This is a genomic window from Streptomyces afghaniensis, from assembly GCF_044327915.1.
Lineage (GTDB): Bacteria > Actinomycetota > Actinomycetes > Streptomycetales > Streptomycetaceae > Streptomyces > Streptomyces afghaniensis.
The window spans coordinates 737428-757173 of record NZ_JBIRGJ010000003.1 but is presented as its reverse complement, the minus strand read 5'-3'; the positions used below and the strand labels follow the sequence as shown (position 1 = coordinate 757173).

Genomic DNA, 19746 nt, shown 5'->3' with positions numbered 1-19746 from the left:
TGAGGCCGCTGCCGCGCCGCCGTACAGTGGAGGGCGGTCCAGCGCCGTATCGAGGAGGATGACCGCCGTGGCAGAAGAGCCTTCGGACACCCCGGAGACTGCCGAAGAAGAGCCGATCAAGCAGCGGAAGAACGGACTGTACCCCGGCGTGTCCGACGAGCTTGCCGAGAACATGAAGAGCGGCTGGGCCGACACCGAGCTGCGTGATCTCCAGCCCATCGCCCAGGCCGCCGAGACCGCCGCCCGCCGGGCCGCGCTGTCCGCGCGCTTCCCGGGCGAGCGGCTGGTGATCCCCGCGGGCAACCTGAAGACCCGCTCGAACGACACCGAGTACGCCTTCCGCGCCTCCGTCGAGTACGCCTACCTCACCGGCAACCAGACTGAGGACGGCGTCCTGGTCCTGGAGCCCAAGGGTGAGGGCCACGAAGCGACGATCTACCTCCTGCCGCGTTCGAACCGGGAGAACGGCGAGTTCTGGCTGGACGGCCAGGGCGAGCTGTGGGTCGGCCGCCGGCACTCCCTCACCGAGGCGGAGAAGCTGTACGGCATCCCCGCCTCCGACGTGCGCGAGCTGGCCGGGGCGCTGCGCGAGGCCACTGGCCCGGTGCGGGTCGTGCGCGGGTACGACGCCGGCATCGAGGCCGCGCTGACCGACAAGGTCACCGCCGAGCGCGACGAGGAGCTGCGGGTCTTCCTCTCCGAGGCGCGGCTGGTCAAGGACGAGTTCGAGATCGGCGAGCTGCAGAAGGCCGTCGACTCGACCGTGCGCGGCTTCGAGGACGTCGTGAAGATCCTCGACAAGGCCGAGGCGACCTCCGAGCGGTACATCGAGGGCACGTTCTTCCTCCGCGCGCGGGTGGAGGGCAACGACGTCGGCTACGGCACGATCGCCGCGGCCGGGCCGCACGCCTGCACCCTGCACTGGGTGCGCAACGACGGGCCCGTGCGGTCGGGCGATCTGCTGCTGCTCGACGCGGGTGTGGAGACGCACACGTACTACACCGCCGACGTCACGCGGACACTGCCGGTCAACGGGCGGTTCAGCGAGCTCCAGCGGAAGATCTACGACGCCGTGTACGAGGCCCAGGAGGCCGGCATCGCGGCGGTGCGGCCCGGGGCGAAGTACCGGGACTTCCACGACGCCGCGCAGCGGGTGCTGGCCGAGAAGCTGGTCGAGTGGGGGCTGGTCGAAGGGCCGGTGGAGCGGGTGCTGGAGCTAGGGCTTCAGCGGCGGTGGACGCTGCACGGGACCGGGCACATGCTCGGGATGGACGTGCACGACTGCGCTGCCGCGCGGACCGAGACATACGTCGACGGCGTGCTGGAGCCGGGGATGTGCCTGACCGTCGAGCCGGGGCTGTACTTCCAGGCCGATGATCTGACGGTGCCGGAGGAGTACCGGGGTATCGGTGTGCGGATCGAGGACGACATCCTCGTGACGGAGGACGGCAACCGGAACCTGAGTGCGGCGCTGCCGCGGCGTTCCGACGAGGTCGAGGCGTGGATGGCCGCCGTCAAGGGCTGAGGTCCGGGTGCGGGTGGGGGGCTGGTCGCTCACGCGGCGGAGCCGCATGGGGACACAGCCCCGCGCCCCTGAGTCGGCGCCATCCGGCCGGCGGCCAAAAAACCGCAGGTCAACGGTAGTTGGCGTGTGAGATCATGGCCGACCTTGCCGGTCCGACTCGGGGAACAGGCGCGATCATCATGAAGAACGTCCAGACGGCGCTGACCATGCAGGACGCCATCCTCACCCTGCAGAAGTACTGGAGCGACAACGGCTGCATGATCACGCAGCCGTTGAACACCGAGGTCGGAGCCGGTACGGCCAACCCGGCCACGGCGCTGCGGGTGCTCGGACCCGAGCCGTGGAGCGTCGCCTACGTGGAGCCGAGCGTGCGGCCGGACGACTCGCGTTACGGCGAGAACCCCAACCGGCTGCAGACCCACACCCAGTTCCAGGTCATCCTCAAGCCCGACCCGGGCAACCCGCAGGAGCTGTACCTGGGCAGCCTGAAGGCGCTCGGTGTCGACCTGGGCGCGCACGACGTGCGGTTCGTCGAGGACAACTGGGCCTCGCCAGCGCTCGGCGCCTGGGGGCTGGGCTGGGAAGTCTGGCTGGACGGCATGGAGATCACCCAGTTCACCTACTTCCAGCAGGTCGGCGGTGTCGCCCTGGACCCGGTGTCGGTGGAGATCACGTACGGGCTCGAACGCATCCTGATGAACCTTCAGGGCGTGTCCCACTTCAAGGACATCGTCTACGCGCCGGGCATCACGTACGGCGAGGTGTTCGGGCAGAACGAGTACGAGATGAGCCGCTACTACCTCGACGACGCCGATCTCGACACCAACCACCGGCTCTTCGAGGCGTACGCGGCCGAGGCCCGGCGCCTGCTCGATCTGGAGCTGCCGGTCCCGGCGTACACGTACGTGCTCAAGTGCAGCCACACCTTCAACGTGCTCGACGCGCGCGGTGCGATCAGCACCACCGAGCGGGCCAAGGCGTTCGCGCTGATGCGCGGCCTGACGCACGAGTCGGCCAAGCTGTGGGAGCGGCGGCGGGCCGCGCTGGAGCATCCGCTCGGGGTGGCGGCCGCACCGGCCCCCGCGAAGCGGGCCGCGCTGCCCAAGGTGCCCGACGCCGAGACGCTCCTGTTCGAGATCGGCGTCGAGGAACTGCCGTACGCCGATGTCCCCGCCACCACCGAGGCGGTGCGCGAGTCGGTCACCGCCAAGCTGGCCGCGACCCGGCTGGGGCACGGCTCCATCACCGTGATGGCCACGCCGCGCCGGATCGTGATCACCGTCGAGGGCGTGCAGCCGCGCGAGCGGGACACCATGCGGACCGTCCGCGGCCCCAAGGTCGCCGCCGCCTTCAAGGACGGCGCTCCGACGCCTGCCCTGCTGGGCTTCGCCCGCAGTCAGGGGGCCGAGCCGACCGACGTGCGGATCGTCAACGTCAAGGGCGTCGAGTACGTGGCCGTCACCCGGCACGAGGAGGGCCGTCCGGCCGTCGAGGTGCTCAGCGATCTGCTGGCCGAGGTCGTGTCCGGGCTGCGCGCCGGCCGCAACATGAGGTGGAGCGACCCGGGGCTGTCGTTCTCACGGCCCGTGCGCTGGCTGCTCGCTCTGCTGGGCCGTACTCCCCTGCCCGTGGTGGTCTCCTCGCTCTCCGCGAGCGACACGACGCGGGTGCAGCGCCAGGCCCCTTACCCGGAGGTCCGCGTGACCTCGGCCGAGGGCTACCCGCACTTCCTGCACATGCACGGCATCCTGCTCGACCGGGACGCCCGGCGCGGTGCGGTGGTCCGCGGTGCCCTGGAGGCGGCGGCGGAGGTGGGCGGGCGGATCGACGTGGCGGGCCAGGCCGATCTGATCGACGAGATCACCGACATCCTGGAGTTCCCGTACGCCGTGCGGGGGTCGTTCGACGAGCGCTACCTCGAACTGCCCGCGAGCGTCCTGACCACCGTGATGCGCAAGCACCAGCGCTATCTGCCGGTGCTCGACGGCGAGCGTCTGATGCCGCACTTCGTCACCTTCGCCAATGCCCTGTGCGACGACGACGTGGTGCGTGCGGGCAACGAGGCGGTGCTGCGGGCCCGCTACGAGGACGCCGCGTTCTTCTGGCGGGCGGATCTGAAGGTGCCGCCGGCGGAGTTCCGGCGCCGGCTGGACAAGCTGACCTTCGAGGACCGGCTCGGTACAGTCGCCGACCGCGCCGACCGCATCGCCTCCCTCGCCCTCGACCTGGCCGGGCGCGCCGGGCTCCCCGAGGAGGAGGTGGACGTCGTCCGGCGCGCCGGTGCGCTGGCGAAGTTCGACCTGGCGTCGCAGATGGTGATCGAGTTCTCCGGGCTGGCCGGAGTGATGGCCGAGGAGTACGCGCGCCGGGCCGGCGAGTCCGCCGAGGTCGCCCGGGCGCTGGCCGAGATGGAGCTGCCGCGCTCGGCCGGCGGTGCCCTGCCGGCCGGGGACGCTGGTGCCGTGCTGTCGCTCGCCGACCGGTTCGACCTGGTGACGGGCATGTTCGTGATCGGGGCGGCGCCGACCGGGAGCTCCGATCCGTACGGGGTGCGCCGGGCCGCCATCGGGCTGCTCAACGTGTTGCGGAGTCTGCCTGCTGTGGCCGGGGTGCGGGTGAGCGAAGGGCTGCGCGCGGCGGCCGTGCGGTACGCCGCGCAGGGCGTCGAAGTGCCCGCCGAGCGGGTCGCCGAGGCCGGCGAGCTGATCACCCGGCGCTACGAGCAGCAGCTCACGGACGCCGGGCACGAGCATCGGCTCGTTCAGGCCGTCCTGGTGTGGGCCGACCGGCCCTCCCACGGCGACCGCACCCTGGCCACGCTGGAGCGGCACATCGGTACGGAGGAGTTCGAGGCACTCGCTGCCGCGTTCCAGCGGGTTGTGCGCATCCTTCCCGAGGACGGCGTCGAGGCGGCGGATCCGTCCCTGCTGACCGCGCCCGCCGAGCTGCGTCTCGCCGAGAGCGCCGACGCCGTACGCCAGGCCCTGCACGGCCGCGAGGACGACCTCGGCGCACTGATCGAGGTTTCCGCCCCGCTGGTCGAGGCGATCGGCGCCTTCTTCGACGAGGTGCTGGTGATGGACCCCGACCCGGCGGTCCGCGCGGCCCGGCTGGCGCTGCTCACCCAGGTGGCGGGGCTGGCGCGTACGACGCTGGACTGGGGTGCGCTGTAGGGGGACGGACGGTCATGGGGACGGACGTTTCACGTGAAACACCGCCTCCGAGCCGATCGGGCCTCGGCAGAGGTCAGACCGCCATCAGTGGCGCGGCGTCCTCGCGCCACTTGAGGACCTTGTCGAAGCTCACCACGGCCCCGCCCCGGCCCGGCTTGTTGCCGATGTGGACATGGTCGGCGAGCTGCTCGATGAGGCACAGCCCTCTGCCGTTCTCCGCGTCGGTGTTTGCGGGCCGGATCGGCGGGCGGGACCGGCCGGTGGACGCGGCGGGGAACCCCGGGCCCGCGTCGGCGACCTCGATCCGGCATTTCTCGCCGTCGAGGTACGCCGTGACCCGGTACGCCTCAGAACCGGGGCCGCCGCGTGCCGTGTCCCCGCCGTGCTCCACGGCGTTCGCGCAGGCCTCGCTGAGGGCGACGGAGAGGTCGTAGGAGATATCGGGATCGACGCCTGCGGTCTCCATCGTGCCGATCAGAAGGCGCCTGGCGAGCGGCACGCTCGCAGCTTCGCGCCGCAGATGGAGTGACCACCAGATGCTCATGCTCCAGCCTCCTGGCCGCGGCTCGACATACCGTTACGTATTGCCCTGAGTCCCCGCTTGTAAGCGTGAAGTTGACGTGACGCCGCCCATACGGCGGATGCGCCCTAGCCCTGATCGGTGTATGTGGGGGGACAGCTGGGGCCAGAGAGTGATGTTCCGGTCGTTCCGCATCTTGTGGACCTGCCGCACGAGGCCTGGGTGGCCAGTGCGATGATGAGCCCGCCATGACTGCCCCCCACGCGTGCGCGACGCGCTCCGGACTCACGCTCCGGATCCTGCGGGCCGCGGTGTTCGCCGCGGTCTGTGTCGTGCTGGCCGGGGCAGGTCACGCGCTCGCCTCCTGCGACGGCATTCCGTTGTGGACGCTGGGCGCCGGATTCCTCGGGGTGCTCGCCGTGGCGGCGCCGTTCGCCGGGCGCGCGCGCTCGCTGCCGGGGATCGCGGCGCTGCTCGCGGCCGACCAGACGGTGCTGCACACGCTGTTCGGACTCGGTCAGCACGGCACGGCCGCCGCCGCATCGTCAGTGCCTGCGGGCACGAGTGACGCCGCGCTGGTCCAGCAGGCCGCGCGGTTGGTGTGCGGCACGACGGCAGCGGCGATCAGCCCGGCGCAGGCACACAAGATCCTCACCGACGCCCGGATCCAGCCGTCCACGGGTGCGCACACGCATCTGCCGGCGGACGCCGGGGCGTCGGCATCGCTGTGGCCGTCCCTGCCGATGCTGCTCGGTCACGTCCTCGCGGCGATCGCCGCCGGCTGGCTGCTACGCCACGGCGATCTGGCCCTGCTGCGGCTCACCGAACTGTCGGCGCATGGAGTCACGGAGGGGGCGCTCGTGCGCTCCCTGCGGGCCGCGCTGGCGCTGGTGCGCGCCCTGCGCGCCGGGCTGCCGGGAGGTCCGGAGGCCTGTCCGCGCCCCGTGCACGCCGTGCGGCCCGCGCCGGCGATGCCGCGCACGACCGCACTTCAGCACACGGTGATCCGGCGCGGCCCGCCGGCCGCCACGGCTTGCGCATCCGCACTCGCCCTCGCCGCCTGACGCGACGCGACCACCACTCCGCCTATTCGTACGATCCGATTGATCCGTTACCTCCAGTTGATTCGCTCGACTCGGATGACTCGGATGATTCGGACGGCTTGGAGGGGGGCCGCCGTCGTGCGGTCCGCGCGCGTGCGCGTCTCCCTTTCACGTCCTGATCCGACTCACAGCGGAGTGCTCCCTTCCATGAAGGCTTCCCGTATCGCCGCGGCCGGTGCCGCCGCCGGTGTCACCGTTCTCGCCCTGTCCGTCCCCGCCTTCGCGCACGTCACCGTGCAGCCCGAGGGCGACGCCGCCAAGGGCGGCTACGCGGTCGTCGACTTCAAGGTCCCCAACGAGCGTGACGACGCCTCGACCACCAAGCTCGAGGTCAACTTCCCCACCGACCACCCGCTGGCCTCGGTGATGCCGGAGCCGATGCCCGGATGGAAGATCGACGTCACCAAGTCCAAGCTGGACAAGCCGCTGGAGATGCACGGCGAGAAGATCTCCGAGGCCGTCACCAAGGTCACCTGGACCGCCGACGGCAAGGGCATCGAGCCCGGCTACTTCGAGAAGTTCCCCGTCTCCATCGGCCAACTGCCCGAGGACACCGACCAGCTGGTCTTCAAGGCCCTCCAGACGTACTCCAACAAGGAGGTCGTCCGCTGGATCGAGGTGCCGCAGGAGGGCCAGGAGGAGCCCGACAATCCGGCCCCGGTGCTGGAGCTGTCCGCCGCCTCCGAGGACGGGCACCACGCCTCCTCGGGCGACGAGGCCTCCGACGCCGAGTCGGCCGAGAAGGCTTCCGCCGACACCGCCTCCTCAGACACCGGCTCCTCCGACAGCACCGACACCACCGCCCGCGTCCTGGGCGTCGTCGGCATCGTGGTCGGCGCGGCGGGCGTCGCCTACGGCGTGCTGGCCGGGCGCCGGCGCACCAACGCCTGACCGCTTCCGTTGCACGGCGCGCGCCGGGTCCCGCCCGGGCGGAACACCCGGTGCGCGCCGGGTCACCGACATCTGGGACATTTTTCTATGCGCACCAAGACCTTCGCCGCGGCCGCTCTGCTCGCTGCGGCCTCTCTGACCCTGACCGCCTGCGGCAGCGGCAACGACAGCGACAAGCCGGTCGCCGTCGTCTCGGAGCAGGCCGGCAGCGACAAGGCCGCCACCGTCCTCGACAAGCCGTTCGAGAAGCCGGACCTGGTCCTCACCGACACGCAGGGCAAGAAGTACGACCTCCGCAAGGAGACCGAGGGCAAGCCCACACTGATCTACTTCGGCTACACCCACTGCCCCGACGTGTGCCCGTCGACGATGAGCAACATCGCCGTGGCCAAGAAGCAGCTGCCCAAGGCCGAGCAGGACGACCTGCGCGTCGTGTTCGTCACCACCGACCCGGACCGCGACAAGCCGGCCGAGCTCGGCAAGTGGCTCAAGGGCATCGACCCGCAGTTCATCGGCCTCACCGGCGACTTCGCGACCATCCAGGCCGGGGCCCGCACCCTCGGCATCTCCATCGATCCGCCGCACAAGGACAAGAACGGCAAGATCGTCTCCGAGCACGGTACCCAGGTCATCGCCTTCTCGCCGAAGACCGACGGCGGCTATGTGCTCTACGGCGAGGACGCCACGGTCGACGACTACACCAAGGACCTCCCCAAGATCGCCAAGGGGGAGAACCCGTGAGGCGGCGACTCGGTCCGGCGGCCCTCGTCATAGCCGGGGCCCTGGCCCTGGCGGGCTGCGGCGGCTCGGACTCGGAATCCGGCAACTCCGGTTCCGGGAGCGGCAAGGCGGAACTCTCCGTGGGCTCGGCGTACATGCCGCAGCCCGTCTCCGACGAGATGGCGGCCGGCTTCTTCACCGTCACCAACAAGGGCGGTGCCGCCGACGAACTGACCTCCGTCACCAGCGACGTCGCCGGACAGGTCACTGTGCACGAGACCGTCGGCGGGGCCATGCAGGAGGTCAAGGCCCTGAAGGTCCCCGCCCACGGCGAACTCGTGCTGAAGAGCGGCGGCAACCACTTGATGTTCGAGCAGCTCAAGCGCAAGCCGAAGGAAGGTCAGACGGTCTCCGTCGAACTGCACTTCGCCCACTCCGGCCCGGTCGAGGTCGAGATGCCCGTGAAGTCGGCGACCTACAACCCGAAGACCGGACACTGAGGGAGGGACCACTGTGACGCAGACCATCGCCCCCCGCGTCCGGACCGTGGTGCTGCTGCTCCTGGCCGCGGCCTGCGCACTCCTCGCCGGAGCCGGTCCGGCCTCGGCGCACGCCGCGGTGACCGGGAGCGACCCCGCGCAGGGGGCGGTGGTCGACAAGGCCCCGGCCCGGATCTCGCTCACCTTCTCCGAGCAGGTCGCGATGTCCGGTGACTCGCTGCGCGTGCTCGACCCCGAGGGCAAGCGCGTCGACGCGGGCGAGCCGTCCAACGTCAGCGGCACGACGTACGCCGTGCGGCTCCACTCCGGCCTGCCCGACGGCACCTACACGGTCGCCTACCAGGTGGTGTCCGCGGACAGCCATCCCGTCGCCGGTGCCTACACCTTCTCCATCGGCGCCCCGTCCAAGACGTCCGTGTCGGTCTCCGGGCAGTCGACCGACGACGGCGTGATCGGCTGGCTGTACGGCTTCGGGCGGTACGTGTCCTACGCCGGGTTCATCGTGATGGCCGGCGGCGCCGCCTTCGTGCTCGCCTGCTGGCAACGCGGCTCCGGAGTGCGGCCCGTGCAGCGGTTCGTCGTCTCCGGGTGGCTCGCGCTCACCGCCGCCACCCTGGCCCTGCTGCTCCTGCGCGGCTCCTTCACCGGCTCGGGGAAGGTCGCCGACGTCTTCGACCTGTCCCTGCTCGGGCAGGTGCTCCAGACCAAGACCGGCGCGGCCCTGGTGTCCCGGCTGCTGCTGCTCGCCGCGGCGGCGCTGTTCATCGCCGTGCTGTTCGGGGCGTACGACAAGCGCGAGGATCCCCAGGAGAAGCGGGACCTGACCTTCGGGCTCGCGATCGGCGGCGTAGTCGTGGCGGCCGGGCTGGCCGCGAGCTGGGCGATGTCCGAGCACGCCTCGGTCGGGCTCCAGGCGGGCATCGCCATGCCGGTCGACGTCCTCCATCTGATCGCCGTCGCCGCCTGGCTCGGCGGGCTGGGCGCGCTGCTGGTCGCCCTGTACCGGGCACCCGCCGACGCGCCCGTCGACGCGTCGGCCGTACGCCGTTTCTCCCGCGTCGCCTTCGGCAGCGTCCTCGCACTGATCGCGACCGGGACGTACCAGTCCTGGCGCCAGCTCGGCTCCTGGTCGGCCTTCACCGACACCCGCTACGGACAGCTGCTCCTCGCCAAGATCGCTCTCGTGTCCGTCCTGGTCGGCGTCGCGTGGATCTCACGCCGGTGGACCGGGCGGCTGGCGGAAGCGGTGCCGGCACCGGCGGAGCGGCAGAAGGCGCGGGTCGGAGCAGGGGCGGATGCCTCCCTCGAAGCGGGGGCGGATGCCCCCGTCGGGGCAGGGGCGGATGCCTCCGGCGAAGCGGGGGCCGCTGCCTCCGGTGTCGCTGCTGGTGACGCCGGGCTCGACGGGACCGGCGCTGACCCGGCCGGCACGGACACGGAGGCCGGCGCCAACACCGGTGACCAGCCTGATCCCGAGCCCGCCGGCACCGAGCGGGCCGCGCAGCTCGCCCGGCAGCGGGCCGCCCGGGACGCCGCCCGGCAGAAGCGGCTGCGGGACGCCGACCCGAACCGCTTCGGCCTGCGCCGCTCCGTGCTGGCCGAGGCCGGCATCGCGGTCGTCCTGCTCGCCGTCACCACCGTTCTCACGCAGACCGAGCCGGGACGCACGGAGCAGGAGGCCAAGGCCGCCACCTCGTCCTCCGCTTCCACTTCGCCCGACACGGGCGCGTCCGGGGCACTGACCCTGAACATGCCCTTCGACACCGGCGGCAAGGACGGCAAGGGCATCGTCACGATCGACCTCGACCCCGCACGCGTGGGCGACAACGAGATGCACGTCTACGTGGAGCGGCCCGACGGCCAGGCCTTCGACATCCCCGAGGTGAAGGTCGACTTCACCCTCGAGGCCAAGGACATCGGGCCGCTGCCCGTCGTCCCCGACCACATCGCAACCGGACACTGGTCGGCGAACGGAGTGCAGATCCCCATGGCCGGCGACTGGAAGGTCGACGTGACCGTGCGGACCTCCGACATCGACGAGGTGACCGTCTCCAAGAACGCGAAGATCGGCTGAACCACCATGGCTGACCAGTCCATTCCCAAAGCCCGTACCCCTGGCACCATCCCGGGCGAGACCGAAGCGGCCCCTGCTCAGGAGGGCATCTCACGGCGACGCGTGCTCGGCACCGCCGGCGCCACCGGGCTCGTGCTCGGCACGGCAGGCGCGGCCGTCGGATACGCCGCCGCCCCCTCCGATGCCGCCGCTCCGCTCACCTCGCTCGGCACCGGCCGGGCGATGTTTCACGGGAAACATCAGCCCGGCATCACCGACGGCCTCCAGGCCCGCGGCCATCTCGTCGCCTTCGACCTGACGGCAGGCGCCGGCCGCAAGGAAGCCGCCGCCCTGCTGCGCCGCTGGTCGGATACGGCCCGGCGGCTCATGGCGGGCGAGCCGAGCGCCCACGACGACACCGACGTGGCCCGCGACGCCGGCCCCTCGTCGCTGACGATCACCTTCGGCTTCGGCCACAGCTTCTTCGGCAGGACCGGCCTGGAGAAGCAGCGGCCGACCGCCCTGGACCCGCTGCCCGAGTTCTCCTCCGACCACCTCGACAAGAACCGCAGCAACGGCGACCTGTGGGTGCAGATCGGCGCCAACGACGCCCTCGTGGCCTTCCACGCCCTGCGCGCGATCCAGAAGGACGCCGGCTCGGCGGCCCGGGTCCGCTGGCAGATGAACGGCTTCAACCGCTCGCCGGGCGCCACCGCCCACCCCATGACGGCCCGCAACCTGATGGGCCAGATCGACGGTACCCGCAATCCGAAACCGTCCGAGCCCGACTTCGACCAGCGGATCTTCGTGCCCGAGAAGGGCGAACCCGCCTGGATGGCGAACGGCTCCTACGCCGTCGTACGCCGTATCCGCATGCTCCTCGACGACTGGGAGAAGCTCTCCGTCAAAGCGCAGGAGGACGTGATCGGCCGCCGCAAGTCCGACGGGGCGGCGCTGTCCGGAGGCACCGAGACGACCGCGATGGACCTGGAGAAGACGGACGCCAAGGGCAACCTGGTCGTCCCGATCAACGCCCACGCCCGGATCACCCGGCCCGACCAGAACGGCGGCGCGGCGATGCTCCGCCGCCCGTTCTCCTTCCACGACGGGATCGACCCGGACGGCGTCCCGGACGCGGGCCTGCTCTTCATCTGCTGGCAGGCCGATCCGCTGCGCGGCTTCGTGCCGGTGCAGCGCAAGCTCGACCGCGGCGACGCCCTGTCGCAGTTCATCCGGCACGAGTCGAGCGGGCTGTTCGCGGTGCCCGGTGGGGCCGCGGAGGGGGAGTACGTGGGGCAGAAGTTGCTGGAGGGGTGAGAGTTCATCTCTGGGCGGGCTTTGGGGGATAGCGCTTCCGCGGTCCCATTAGGGTGAGGTCATGCCAGCGAGCTATGCGTATCTCGGCCCCGAGGGCACCTTCACCGAAGTCGCCCTGCGCACGCTTCCCGAGGCCGCCACCCGGGAACTCATCCCGTACGTGTCCGTCCAGTCCGCGCTCGACGCGGTACGCGCCGGCGAGGCCGAGGCCGCGTTCGTGCCGATCGAGAACTCCGTCGAGGGCGGCATCACCACCACCCTCGACGAGCTGGTGGCCGGCGCGCCACTGATGATCTACCGCGAGGTGCTGCTGTCGATCACCTTCGCGCTGCTGGTCCGCCCCGGCACCGAGCTGTCGGACATCAAGACCGTCTCCGCCCACCCGGCCGCCCAGCCGCAGGTGCGCAACTGGCTGAAGAAGCATCTCCCGGACGCCCACTGGGAGTCGGCCGCCTCGAACGCGGACGCCGCCCGGCTGGTCCAGGAGGGCCAGTACGACGCCGCCTTCGCCGGCGAGTTCGCGGCCGCCCGCTACGGCCTGGAGGCCCTGGAGACCGGGATCCACGACGCGGAGAACGCCCAGACGCGGTTCGTGCTGGTCGGCCGGCCCGCCCGGCCCGCGGCACCGACCGGCGCGGACAAGACCTCCGTCGTGCTGTGGCAGCGCGACGACCACCCCGGCGGCCTGCGCGATCTGCTGGGCGAGTTCGCCACCCGCGGCATCAACCTGATGCTGCTCCAGTCCCGGCCCACCGGCGCGGGCATCGGCAACTACTGCTTCTGCATCGACGCCGAGGGCCATATCTCCGACCGCCGGGTGGCCGAGGCCCTGATGGGCCTGAAGCGGATCTGCCTCCAGGTGCGTTATCTCGGCTCCTATCCGCGCGCGGACATGCAGCCGGGGGATGTCCAGCCGCCGCGGCTGGGGACGTCGGACGACGAGTTCGTGGCGGCGGCGGACTGGGTGGCGCGGTGCCAGGACGGCCGGTTCTAGGCCGGGCGTACCTGCTGATTGTCGTTATCCACAGAAGTTATCCACAGCCCTGCTTCTCGACCTGGGGACAAGTCGACAGCGATGCATGAGTCAGTCGACAAATCGCCCTACAGACCCCTGATGCGTCCATCGACCGGCAGGTCACCCTTCGTCCACCGTTTTCCCTTGCGTAACTCTTCGGGGTGACCCATTTCCACTCGAAAGTGAGGACAGGGCGGGTTTGTCTCGGGAATTCTTCGGTGCGGCAGGCCCTTCCGGAGTGATCAATTCCGAAGTCCACAGATCTTCCACGCAGCCTGTGGATAACTTTTCGCCGGGCATGGATCCCTGTGGACAACCGAGCCCCAAGTCCCCTTCCCCACAAGGGATTCGAGTCAATGCCACGCCTTGCGGCTACCCCGTTCCGGGGAGATGTGGTCGGTTTATTGACACAGTGCGCAATTCCCCTATAACGGTACGTAAGCCACGCCCGGAATAGTGAGTCGTGGGTGGTCACCCCACACCGGTAGCCTTGGGCGCGTGATTGACCTTCGCCTGCTCCGTGAGGACCCCGACCGTGTGCGCGCGTCGCAGCGCGCCCGTGGAGAGGACGTCGCGCTCGTCGACTCCCTCCTGTCTGCCGACGAGCGGCGCAGGTCGTCCGGCGTCCGCTTCGACGAGCTGCGCGCCGAGCAGAAGGCGCTCGGCAAGCTCATCCCCAAGGCTTCCGGGGAGGAGAAGGCAGAGCTCCTCAAGAAGGCGGGCCAGCTCGCCGCCGACGTCAAGGCCGCCGACGCGGAGCGCGACGCCGCGGCCTCCGAGACCCAGGAGCTGCTCCAGAAGCTCGGCAACCTCGTCCACCCGGACGTGCCCGTGGGCGGCGAGGAGGACTTCGTCACGCTGGAGACGCACGGCACGATCCGCGACTTCACCGCCGAGGGCTTCGAGCCCAGGGACCACCTGGAGCTCGGCCAGATCCTCGGCGCGATCGACGTCGAGCGGGGCGCCAAGGTCTCCGGCTCTCGCTTCTACTTCCTGACGGGCGTGGGCGCCCTGCTGGAGCTCGCCCTGGTGAACGCGGCGATGGCCCAGGCCACCGCGGCCGGCTTCACGCCGATGCTGACCCCGGCCCTGGTCCGCCCCCAGTCCATGGCGGGCACCGGCTTCCTCGGCCAGGCCGCCCAGGACGTCTACCACCTCGCCGACGACGACCTCTACCTGGTCGGCACGTCCGAGGTCCCGCTCGCGGCGTACCACATGGACGAGATCCTCGACGCCGACAAGCTGCCGCTGCGCTACGCGGGCTTCTCGCCCTGCTTCCGCCGCGAGGCCGGCTCGCACGGCAAGGACACCCGGGGCATCTTCCGCGTGCACCAGTTCGACAAGGTCGAGATGTTCTCCTACGTCGCCCCGGAGGACTCGCAGGCCGAGCACCAGCGGCTGCTGGAGTGGGAGAAGCAGTGGCTGACCTCGCTGGAGCTGCCGTACCGCGTGATCGACGTGGCGAGCGCCGATCTGGGCGCCTCGGCGTCCCGCAAGTTCGACTGCGAGGCGTGGATCCCGACCCAGGGCAAGTACCGCGAGCTGACCTCGACCTCGGACTGCACCGAGTTCCAGTCCCGCCGCCTGTCCATCCGCGTCCGTGAGGGCAAGCAGGTCCGCCCGCTGGCCACGCTCAACGGCACGCTGTGCGCCGTGCCGCGCACGATCGTGGCGATCCTGGAGAACCACCAGCAGGCCGACGGCTCGGTGCGCGTGCCCGAGGTGCTGCGTCCGTTCCTCGGTGGCCGGGAGGTCCTGGAGCCGGTGGCCAAGTGACCACCGCCGGTTTCCCGTACCAGCTGATCGCCACCGACCTCGACGGGACGCTGCTGCGTTCCGACGAGTCGGTGGCGGCGCGCACCCGTGACGCGCTCGCCGCGGCCACCGCGGCGGGCGCCGCGCACATCGTCGTCACCGGCCGCGCTGTCCCATGGACCCGGCACATCCTCGACGACCTCGGCTACCAGGGGCTGGCCGTCTGCGGCCAGGGCGCGCAGGTGTACGACGCGGGGGCCCACCGGCTGCTGACGTCGGTGACGCTGGACCGGCAGCTGGCCGGGGTGGCGTTGGCCAAGATCGAGGCGGAGGTCGGCCCGCTGTACCTGGCGGCGAGCCGCGACGGCCTGGACGGTGAAGTGCTGGTGGGCCCCGGCTACGCTGCCCACGGCAACCTGCCCGCCACGCCGTTCACGGACGCGTCGGACCTGTGGACCGCGCCTCTGAACAAGCTGTACATCCAGCACCCGACGCTCTCGGACGACGAGCTGTGCGAGGCGGCCACGCGCACCGCCGGCGGTTTCGTCACCGTCGTCATGGCGGGCGAGGGCATCGTCGAGCTCCTGCCCCTGGGCCTGTCCAAGGCGACCGGCCTGTCCCTGGCGGCCCGTCGGCTCAAGGTGAAGGCGGCCGACACGATCGCCTTCGGCGACATGCCCAACGACATACCGATGTTCGCCTGGGCCTCCTACGGTGTCGCGATGGCGGACGCCCATGAGGAACTGAAGGCGGTGGCCGACGAGGTGACGTCCTCGAACGAGGAGGACGGGATCGCGGTGGTGCTGGAGCGGTTGCTGGGCTGAGCCTTCGTGTCGCGTGTGCGGCGGAGGATGCACGGATCGAACGTGCGCGGGCCTTTCGACCCGACCATGACTCGCTTCTGATCAGCACAGCGCAAGCCAGTGCCTTACCACTCGGCCAATCCTCCGGGTGGGCGGCCTCACGCGATGTGCGGTTCGCGTGCTCGAAGCGGCCGCCCCGGGCAGCTCCCCGTGCGGGGCGGGCTCTACGGAGGGGTAGCGATTACTCCGGAACCCGCCGCGGGCTGCCCTGAAGGGAGCTGGACGTACTGCCGTGCATGGACATCGTCCGGCTCCTCTCCCAGAACGTGACGCCGGACTCGTCGTCCGGCAGGGACACGACTACTCTGCCTGCCGGGCGAAAAGGACGCCACCGATTAAATCGGCGGCCGGACGGGGGTTGTTCAGCGCTTGCGCCACCTGCGCCGCCGGGCCTTGCTGAAGAACCAGCCCGCAGGCGGCTCGTCGGAGCGCCACGGCTGCGGCTCCGGTTCCTCGCGCCGCCAGCGCGCGGCGAGCATCCGGGCGCGGGCGGACGGCTCGGAGGTCCCGGCGGAGCGTATGAAGTCGTCGTCCAGGACGAGGTCGTCCCAGGCGTCGTCTCCGGACCCGGATCCCGACTGCCCGCGGTCGTCGTACTGAGCCCTCTCGCCCGCCATCCCCGTCCCCTCCCAGCCGTCCGACTTCCGTGCGATATCCCTACATACCGTTCGCCCAGTGTGCCCTGACGGGGGTGAAGACCCCGTCAGGGCCGGGGCACGTCACTCCTCGCCGGCGAGGGTCAGCGAGCGCAGCTTCTGACCGGCGTACCAGGTGGCCAGCACCGTGACGGCCACCAGCAGCACCGTCGCCGTGGTGAGGCCCACGTCGGAGGTCACCAGGTCGCCGCCGGAGACCTTCTGAGCCACGGCCAGCGCCCACTGCTGGACGCTCAGCGTGCGGGCGCCCGGTACCAGGGAGCCGAACAGGGCTTCCCAGACCAGCGCGTAGACGAGGCCGAACACCACCGCGTGCCGGGAGACCGTGCCGAGCAGCAGGAACAGGGCCGCGTACGCGATGGAGGCGACCAGTGCGGCCACCGTGTAGGCGACGGCGATCTGCTGGCCGTTGCCGTTCAGGATGAAGCCCGCGACGAGCGTCGGCACCGCGGAGAACACCATCGTCACCGCGATCGCGACGATCAGCTTCGTGAAGATGATCGCCGGGCGTTTGATCGGCTTGGACAGCAGGTACACCACCGAGCCGTCGTCGATCTCCGGCCCGATCGCGCCGGTTCCGGCGATGACGCCGATGATCGGCACCATCGTGGCGAGGGCGAGGCCGCCCAGCAGGTCCGCCGCCGTCTGGTCGTCCGCCCCGGCGAGGAGACGCACCACCACCGAGATGGCGATGAGCAGCAGCGGCAGGGCTCCGAGGATGAGGGCCCGGCGCCGGCCGAGCAGGGCCCGGTAAGTGAGCCGGGCGACTGTGGGGTCGTACATCAGGGCCTCCTACGCCGCGACGAGGTACGAGAAGACGGACTCGAGGGACTCGTCGGACGGCGAGACCGTGAGCAGCCGGATGCCGTGGTCCCTGGCCACCCGCGGCAGCAGGGCCGTGAAGCGGCCGAAGTCGACGGCCTGGATGCGCAGCGCGCCTTCGGCGAGGTCGACCTCGATGCCGGACGTCGACGGGTCGGCGATCAGCGCGGCCGCGAGGGCGCGGTCGTCGCTGGAGCGCACCAGGTAGCGGTGCGGCCGGTCGGTCATCAGGCGGCGGATCTTGCGGAAGTCACCGCTGGCGGCGTGCCGCCCGGCGACGACGACCTCGATGTGCCAGGCGAGTTGCTCGACCTCTTCGAGGATGTGGGACGAGAACAGCACCGTGCGGCCCTCGTCGCCCATGCGCCGCAGCAGGTCCATGAGCTGCATGCGCTGGCGCGGGTCCATGCCGTTGAAGGGCTCGTCCAGCAGGAGCAGGGACGGGTCGTGGACCAGGGCGGAGGCCATCTTCACGCGCTGGCGCATGCCCTTGGAGTACGTCTGGATCTTGCGGTCCTGCGCGTACTCCATCTCGACCGTGGCGAGCGCCCTCTGGGCCGCCTTGGCGCCCAGGCCGTGCAACTCGGCGTTGGCGAGGACGAACTCCTTCCCGGTGAGGAAGTCGTACATCGCCTCCCGCTCCGGGACGACGCCGATGTGCTTGTAGATCTGCTCGTTGCGCCACACCGGCTGGCCGTCGAGGGTGACCGTGCCGGTCGAGGGGGCCAGGAAGCCGCCCATCATGTTGATGAGGGTGGACTTTCCGGCGCCGTTGGGGCCGAGCAGGCCGGTGACGCCGGGGCCGACGGTCATGGTGATGTCGTTGACGGCGACCACGTTGCCGAACCAGCGGGAGACGTGGTCGATGGAGAGCGTGGTCACAGTCCCACCTTCTTGTAGCGGCGCATCAGGAGGCCGTAGCTCGCCGCGATGAGGCCCAGGGCGACGACGACGTAGACGACGCCCTCGGCGGTGCTCGGGCCCACCCCGCTGGGAGAGGCGGACGTCGCGCCCAGGAACGCGGACTGCACACCGTCGACGATCGTGATCGGCGAGAACAGCCCGATCCAGGGCACGGCGTCGCCGCTGCCCTGGGCGTCGGCGATGGCCTGGAGGGTGGAGACCGCGCCGTAGGTGATGGTCAGCACGGCGATCACGGCCGCGATGCCGAAGCCGCGGCGCGGGGTGAAGGACGCGATGACCAGGCCGATACCGGCGAAGAGCAGTGAGAGCAGTGCCACGGAGACGAGTCCTTGTGCGAATCCCTTGGTCTGGTCGGCGAAGTCGAGCTTGGCCAGCAGCGCGCCCACGTAGAGCACGATCAGGGGAGCGGCCGTGAGGATGAACAGCGCCGAGGCGAGCGCCGCGAACTTGGCGCGGACGTAGTCGGCGGTCTCGATGGGCCGCGAGAAGTACAGCGGCACGGTCTTGAAGCGCAGGTCGCGCGAGACGGACTGGGGTGCCTGCGAGGCGACGTACAGACTGATGACCGCCTGCATGATGATCGCGTAGCGCGTGTAGTCGACGGGCAGGGCGTTGGCCTTGGTGAAGACCGCGACGGCGACCATGATGGCCGCGGGCACGCACATCACCACGAACAGCAGCATCGGCAGCACCTTGGACTTCACCGAGCGGCCGAGGCCGTAGGAGCCGCGCAGGGACTGCGAGTACAGGGAGCGGCGGGCGTAGGCGCGGCCGAGGCGTGGGCCGTCGTAGCTGCGGTAGCCGATGTTGTGGATACGGGTCTGGTCACCCGGTGCCGGGGCGGATGTCCCCGTGGAGTGCTCAACCGCCATGGCCGACCGCCTCCTTCCGCTGCTCGTGCTGGTCACTGGTCGTGAAGACCTCGGAGATGTGGTGCCGGCGCTGCTCCATGCGCACCAGGCCGAGCCCGAGGTCCGCGATCACGTCCCTGACCAGGTCGTACGTCTCCTCGCCCTGGGCGGTGAGCAGCAGGATGTGGCCGGCGCCCGGCAGGCCGCTGCCGTCCTCGACGCTCACCCCGCGCGCGTGCAGCGCGTCGCGCATCGCACGGGTGCCGTCCGGGTGCTCGTCGGTGTCGGTGACCTCGATCGCGAGGGTCGTCGTGGTCTGAGTGAAGTCCGTGGTGGAGCTGGAGCGCAGGAGCTTGCCGCCGTCGACGACGACGACGTGGTCGCACGTGCGCTCCAGTTCGCCCAGCAGGTGCGAGGTGACCAGGACCGAGATGCCGAAGTCGGTGTGGATCCGGCGGATCAGGCCGAGCATCTCGTCGCGGCCGACCGGGTCGAGGCCGTTGGTCGGCTCGTCGAGGAAGACCAGCTGCGGGTCGTGGACGAGGGCCTGCGCGAGCTTCACGCGCTGCTTCATGCCGGTCGAGTAGCCGCCGATGGGGCGGTAGCGCTCCTCGTACAGACCGACGTGGCGCAGGGTGTCGGCGGTGCGCTCGCGTGCGGCGGTGGGCGGCAGGCCGGACATGCGCGCCATGTGGACGACGAACTCGGTGGCCGAGACGTCCGGGGGCAGGCAGTCGTGCTCGGGCATGTAGCCGACGCGCTCGCGGATGTCGGCGCCCTTGGTGGCGACGTCGAGGCCGAGCACTTCGGCGCGGCCCTCGGTGGCGGGGGACAGACCCAGCAGGATCTTGATCAGTGTGGACTTGCCGGCTCCGTTGGCTCCGACGAGTCCGGTCACACCGGGCCCGACGTCCACGGAGAGCCGGTCAAGCGCGGTCACTCGGGGGAACCGCTTGCTCAGGCTTTCGGTCGCGATCACAGTCACGCTATGAAGGTAGAGGCCGCGATCGTGGCGGTCGTCACTCCGCAGAGCTGTCTTCGGGTCAACCTGGAGTAGT

17 protein-coding genes and 1 tRNA gene are annotated in these 19746 nt (G+C 70.7%); 11 read left to right on the top strand and 7 right to left on the bottom strand.

Annotation, left to right across the window (positions count from 1 at the left end):
- Positions 1-58 precede the first annotated feature (58 nt).
- Positions 59-1525: an aminopeptidase P family protein gene (locus tag ACH4G3_RS13790; RefSeq protein WP_397624629.1), complete on the top strand. Its 1467-nt coding sequence runs from the start codon at positions 59-61 to the stop codon at positions 1523-1525.
- Positions 1526-1704: 179 nt separating this feature from the next.
- On the top strand, positions 1705-4698 hold the full coding sequence (locus ACH4G3_RS13785; protein WP_397624628.1) for a glycine--tRNA ligase: 2994 nt from the start codon (positions 1705-1707) through the stop codon (positions 4696-4698).
- Positions 4699-4771: 73 nt separating this feature from the next.
- Here ACH4G3_RS13785 and ACH4G3_RS13780 read toward each other — a convergent pair whose 3' ends face one another.
- Positions 4772-5242, bottom strand: a complete 471-nt coding sequence (locus ACH4G3_RS13780; RefSeq protein ID WP_397624627.1) for an ATP-binding protein — start codon at positions 5240-5242, stop codon at positions 4772-4774.
- A 224-nt stretch (positions 5243-5466) separates the two neighbouring features.
- Here ACH4G3_RS13780 and ACH4G3_RS13775 point away from each other — a divergent pair, with 224 nt between their 5' ends.
- The 9 genes from ACH4G3_RS13775 to ACH4G3_RS13735 all read left to right on the top strand — a co-directional run bounded on the left by ACH4G3_RS13775 (position 5467) and on the right by ACH4G3_RS13735 (position 15396).
- A complete protein-coding gene (locus ACH4G3_RS13775; protein WP_397624626.1) occupies positions 5467-6282 on the top strand; it encodes a hypothetical protein in 816 nt (271 codons plus the stop codon).
- 186 nt (positions 6283-6468) lie between these two features.
- Entirely contained in the window at positions 6469-7212 is a 744-nt protein-coding gene (locus tag ACH4G3_RS13770) for a YcnI family copper-binding membrane protein (RefSeq protein ID WP_397624625.1), read from the top strand.
- A gap of 87 nt (positions 7213-7299) precedes the next feature.
- Positions 7300-7953: an SCO family protein gene (locus ACH4G3_RS13765; protein WP_397624624.1), complete on the top strand. Its 654-nt coding sequence runs from the start codon at positions 7300-7302 to the stop codon at positions 7951-7953.
- Positions 7950-8432 (top strand): copper chaperone PCu(A)C, encoded by a 483-nt coding sequence (locus ACH4G3_RS13760; RefSeq protein WP_397624623.1) that lies wholly within the window; start codon positions 7950-7952, stop codon positions 8430-8432. Before ACH4G3_RS13765 ends, ACH4G3_RS13760 begins: the two co-directional genes overlap by 4 nt.
- 13 nt (positions 8433-8445) lie before the next feature.
- The gene (locus ACH4G3_RS13755) at positions 8446-10506 is read left to right on the top strand and encodes a copper resistance CopC/CopD family protein (RefSeq protein ID WP_397624622.1); all 2061 of its coding nucleotides are present in this window, start codon (positions 8446-8448) and stop codon (positions 10504-10506) included.
- 6 nt (positions 10507-10512) lie between these two features.
- Positions 10513-11802 (top strand): iron uptake transporter deferrochelatase/peroxidase subunit, encoded by a 1290-nt coding sequence (gene efeB / locus ACH4G3_RS13750; protein WP_397624621.1) that lies wholly within the window; start codon positions 10513-10515, stop codon positions 11800-11802.
- 61 nt (positions 11803-11863) lie between these two features.
- Complete coding sequence (pheA, locus tag ACH4G3_RS13745) at positions 11864-12796, top strand: prephenate dehydratase (RefSeq protein WP_354737841.1); 933 nt, start codon at positions 11864-11866, stop codon at positions 12794-12796.
- 519 nt (positions 12797-13315) lie between these two features.
- Positions 13316-14593, top strand: a complete 1278-nt coding sequence (serS, locus tag ACH4G3_RS13740; RefSeq protein WP_397624620.1) for a serine--tRNA ligase — start codon at positions 13316-13318, stop codon at positions 14591-14593.
- On the top strand, positions 14590-15396 hold the full coding sequence (locus tag ACH4G3_RS13735) for an HAD family hydrolase (protein ID WP_397624619.1): 807 nt from the start codon (positions 14590-14592) through the stop codon (positions 15394-15396). Before serS ends, ACH4G3_RS13735 begins: the two co-directional genes overlap by 4 nt.
- 21 nt (positions 15397-15417) lie before the next feature.
- Here ACH4G3_RS13735 and ACH4G3_RS13730 read toward each other — a convergent pair.
- From ACH4G3_RS13730 to ACH4G3_RS13705, 6 genes are all read right to left on the bottom strand, one after another.
- Positions 15418-15521: transfer RNA gene (locus ACH4G3_RS13730), tRNA-OTHER, on the bottom strand.
- Between the two features lie 276 nt (positions 15522-15797).
- Positions 15798-16052: an SGM_3592 family protein gene (locus ACH4G3_RS13725; RefSeq protein ID WP_397624618.1), complete on the bottom strand. Its 255-nt coding sequence runs from the start codon at positions 16050-16052 to the stop codon at positions 15798-15800.
- 102 nt (positions 16053-16154) lie between these two features.
- Entirely contained in the window at positions 16155-16874 is a 720-nt protein-coding gene (locus tag ACH4G3_RS13720; RefSeq protein ID WP_397624617.1) for an ABC transporter permease subunit, read from the bottom strand.
- Between the two features lie 9 nt (positions 16875-16883).
- The gene (locus ACH4G3_RS13715; protein WP_020274321.1) at positions 16884-17795 is read right to left on the bottom strand and encodes an ABC transporter ATP-binding protein; all 912 of its coding nucleotides are present in this window, start codon (positions 17793-17795) and stop codon (positions 16884-16886) included.
- Positions 17792-18709, bottom strand: a complete 918-nt coding sequence (locus tag ACH4G3_RS13710) for an ABC transporter permease subunit (RefSeq protein ID WP_397624616.1) — start codon at positions 18707-18709, stop codon at positions 17792-17794. Before ACH4G3_RS13710 ends, ACH4G3_RS13715 begins: the two co-directional genes overlap by 4 nt.
- Positions 18699-19667: an ABC transporter ATP-binding protein gene (locus ACH4G3_RS13705; protein ID WP_020274323.1), complete on the bottom strand. Its 969-nt coding sequence runs from the start codon at positions 19665-19667 to the stop codon at positions 18699-18701. Before ACH4G3_RS13705 ends, ACH4G3_RS13710 begins: the two co-directional genes overlap by 11 nt.
- Positions 19668-19746 lie beyond the last annotated feature (79 nt).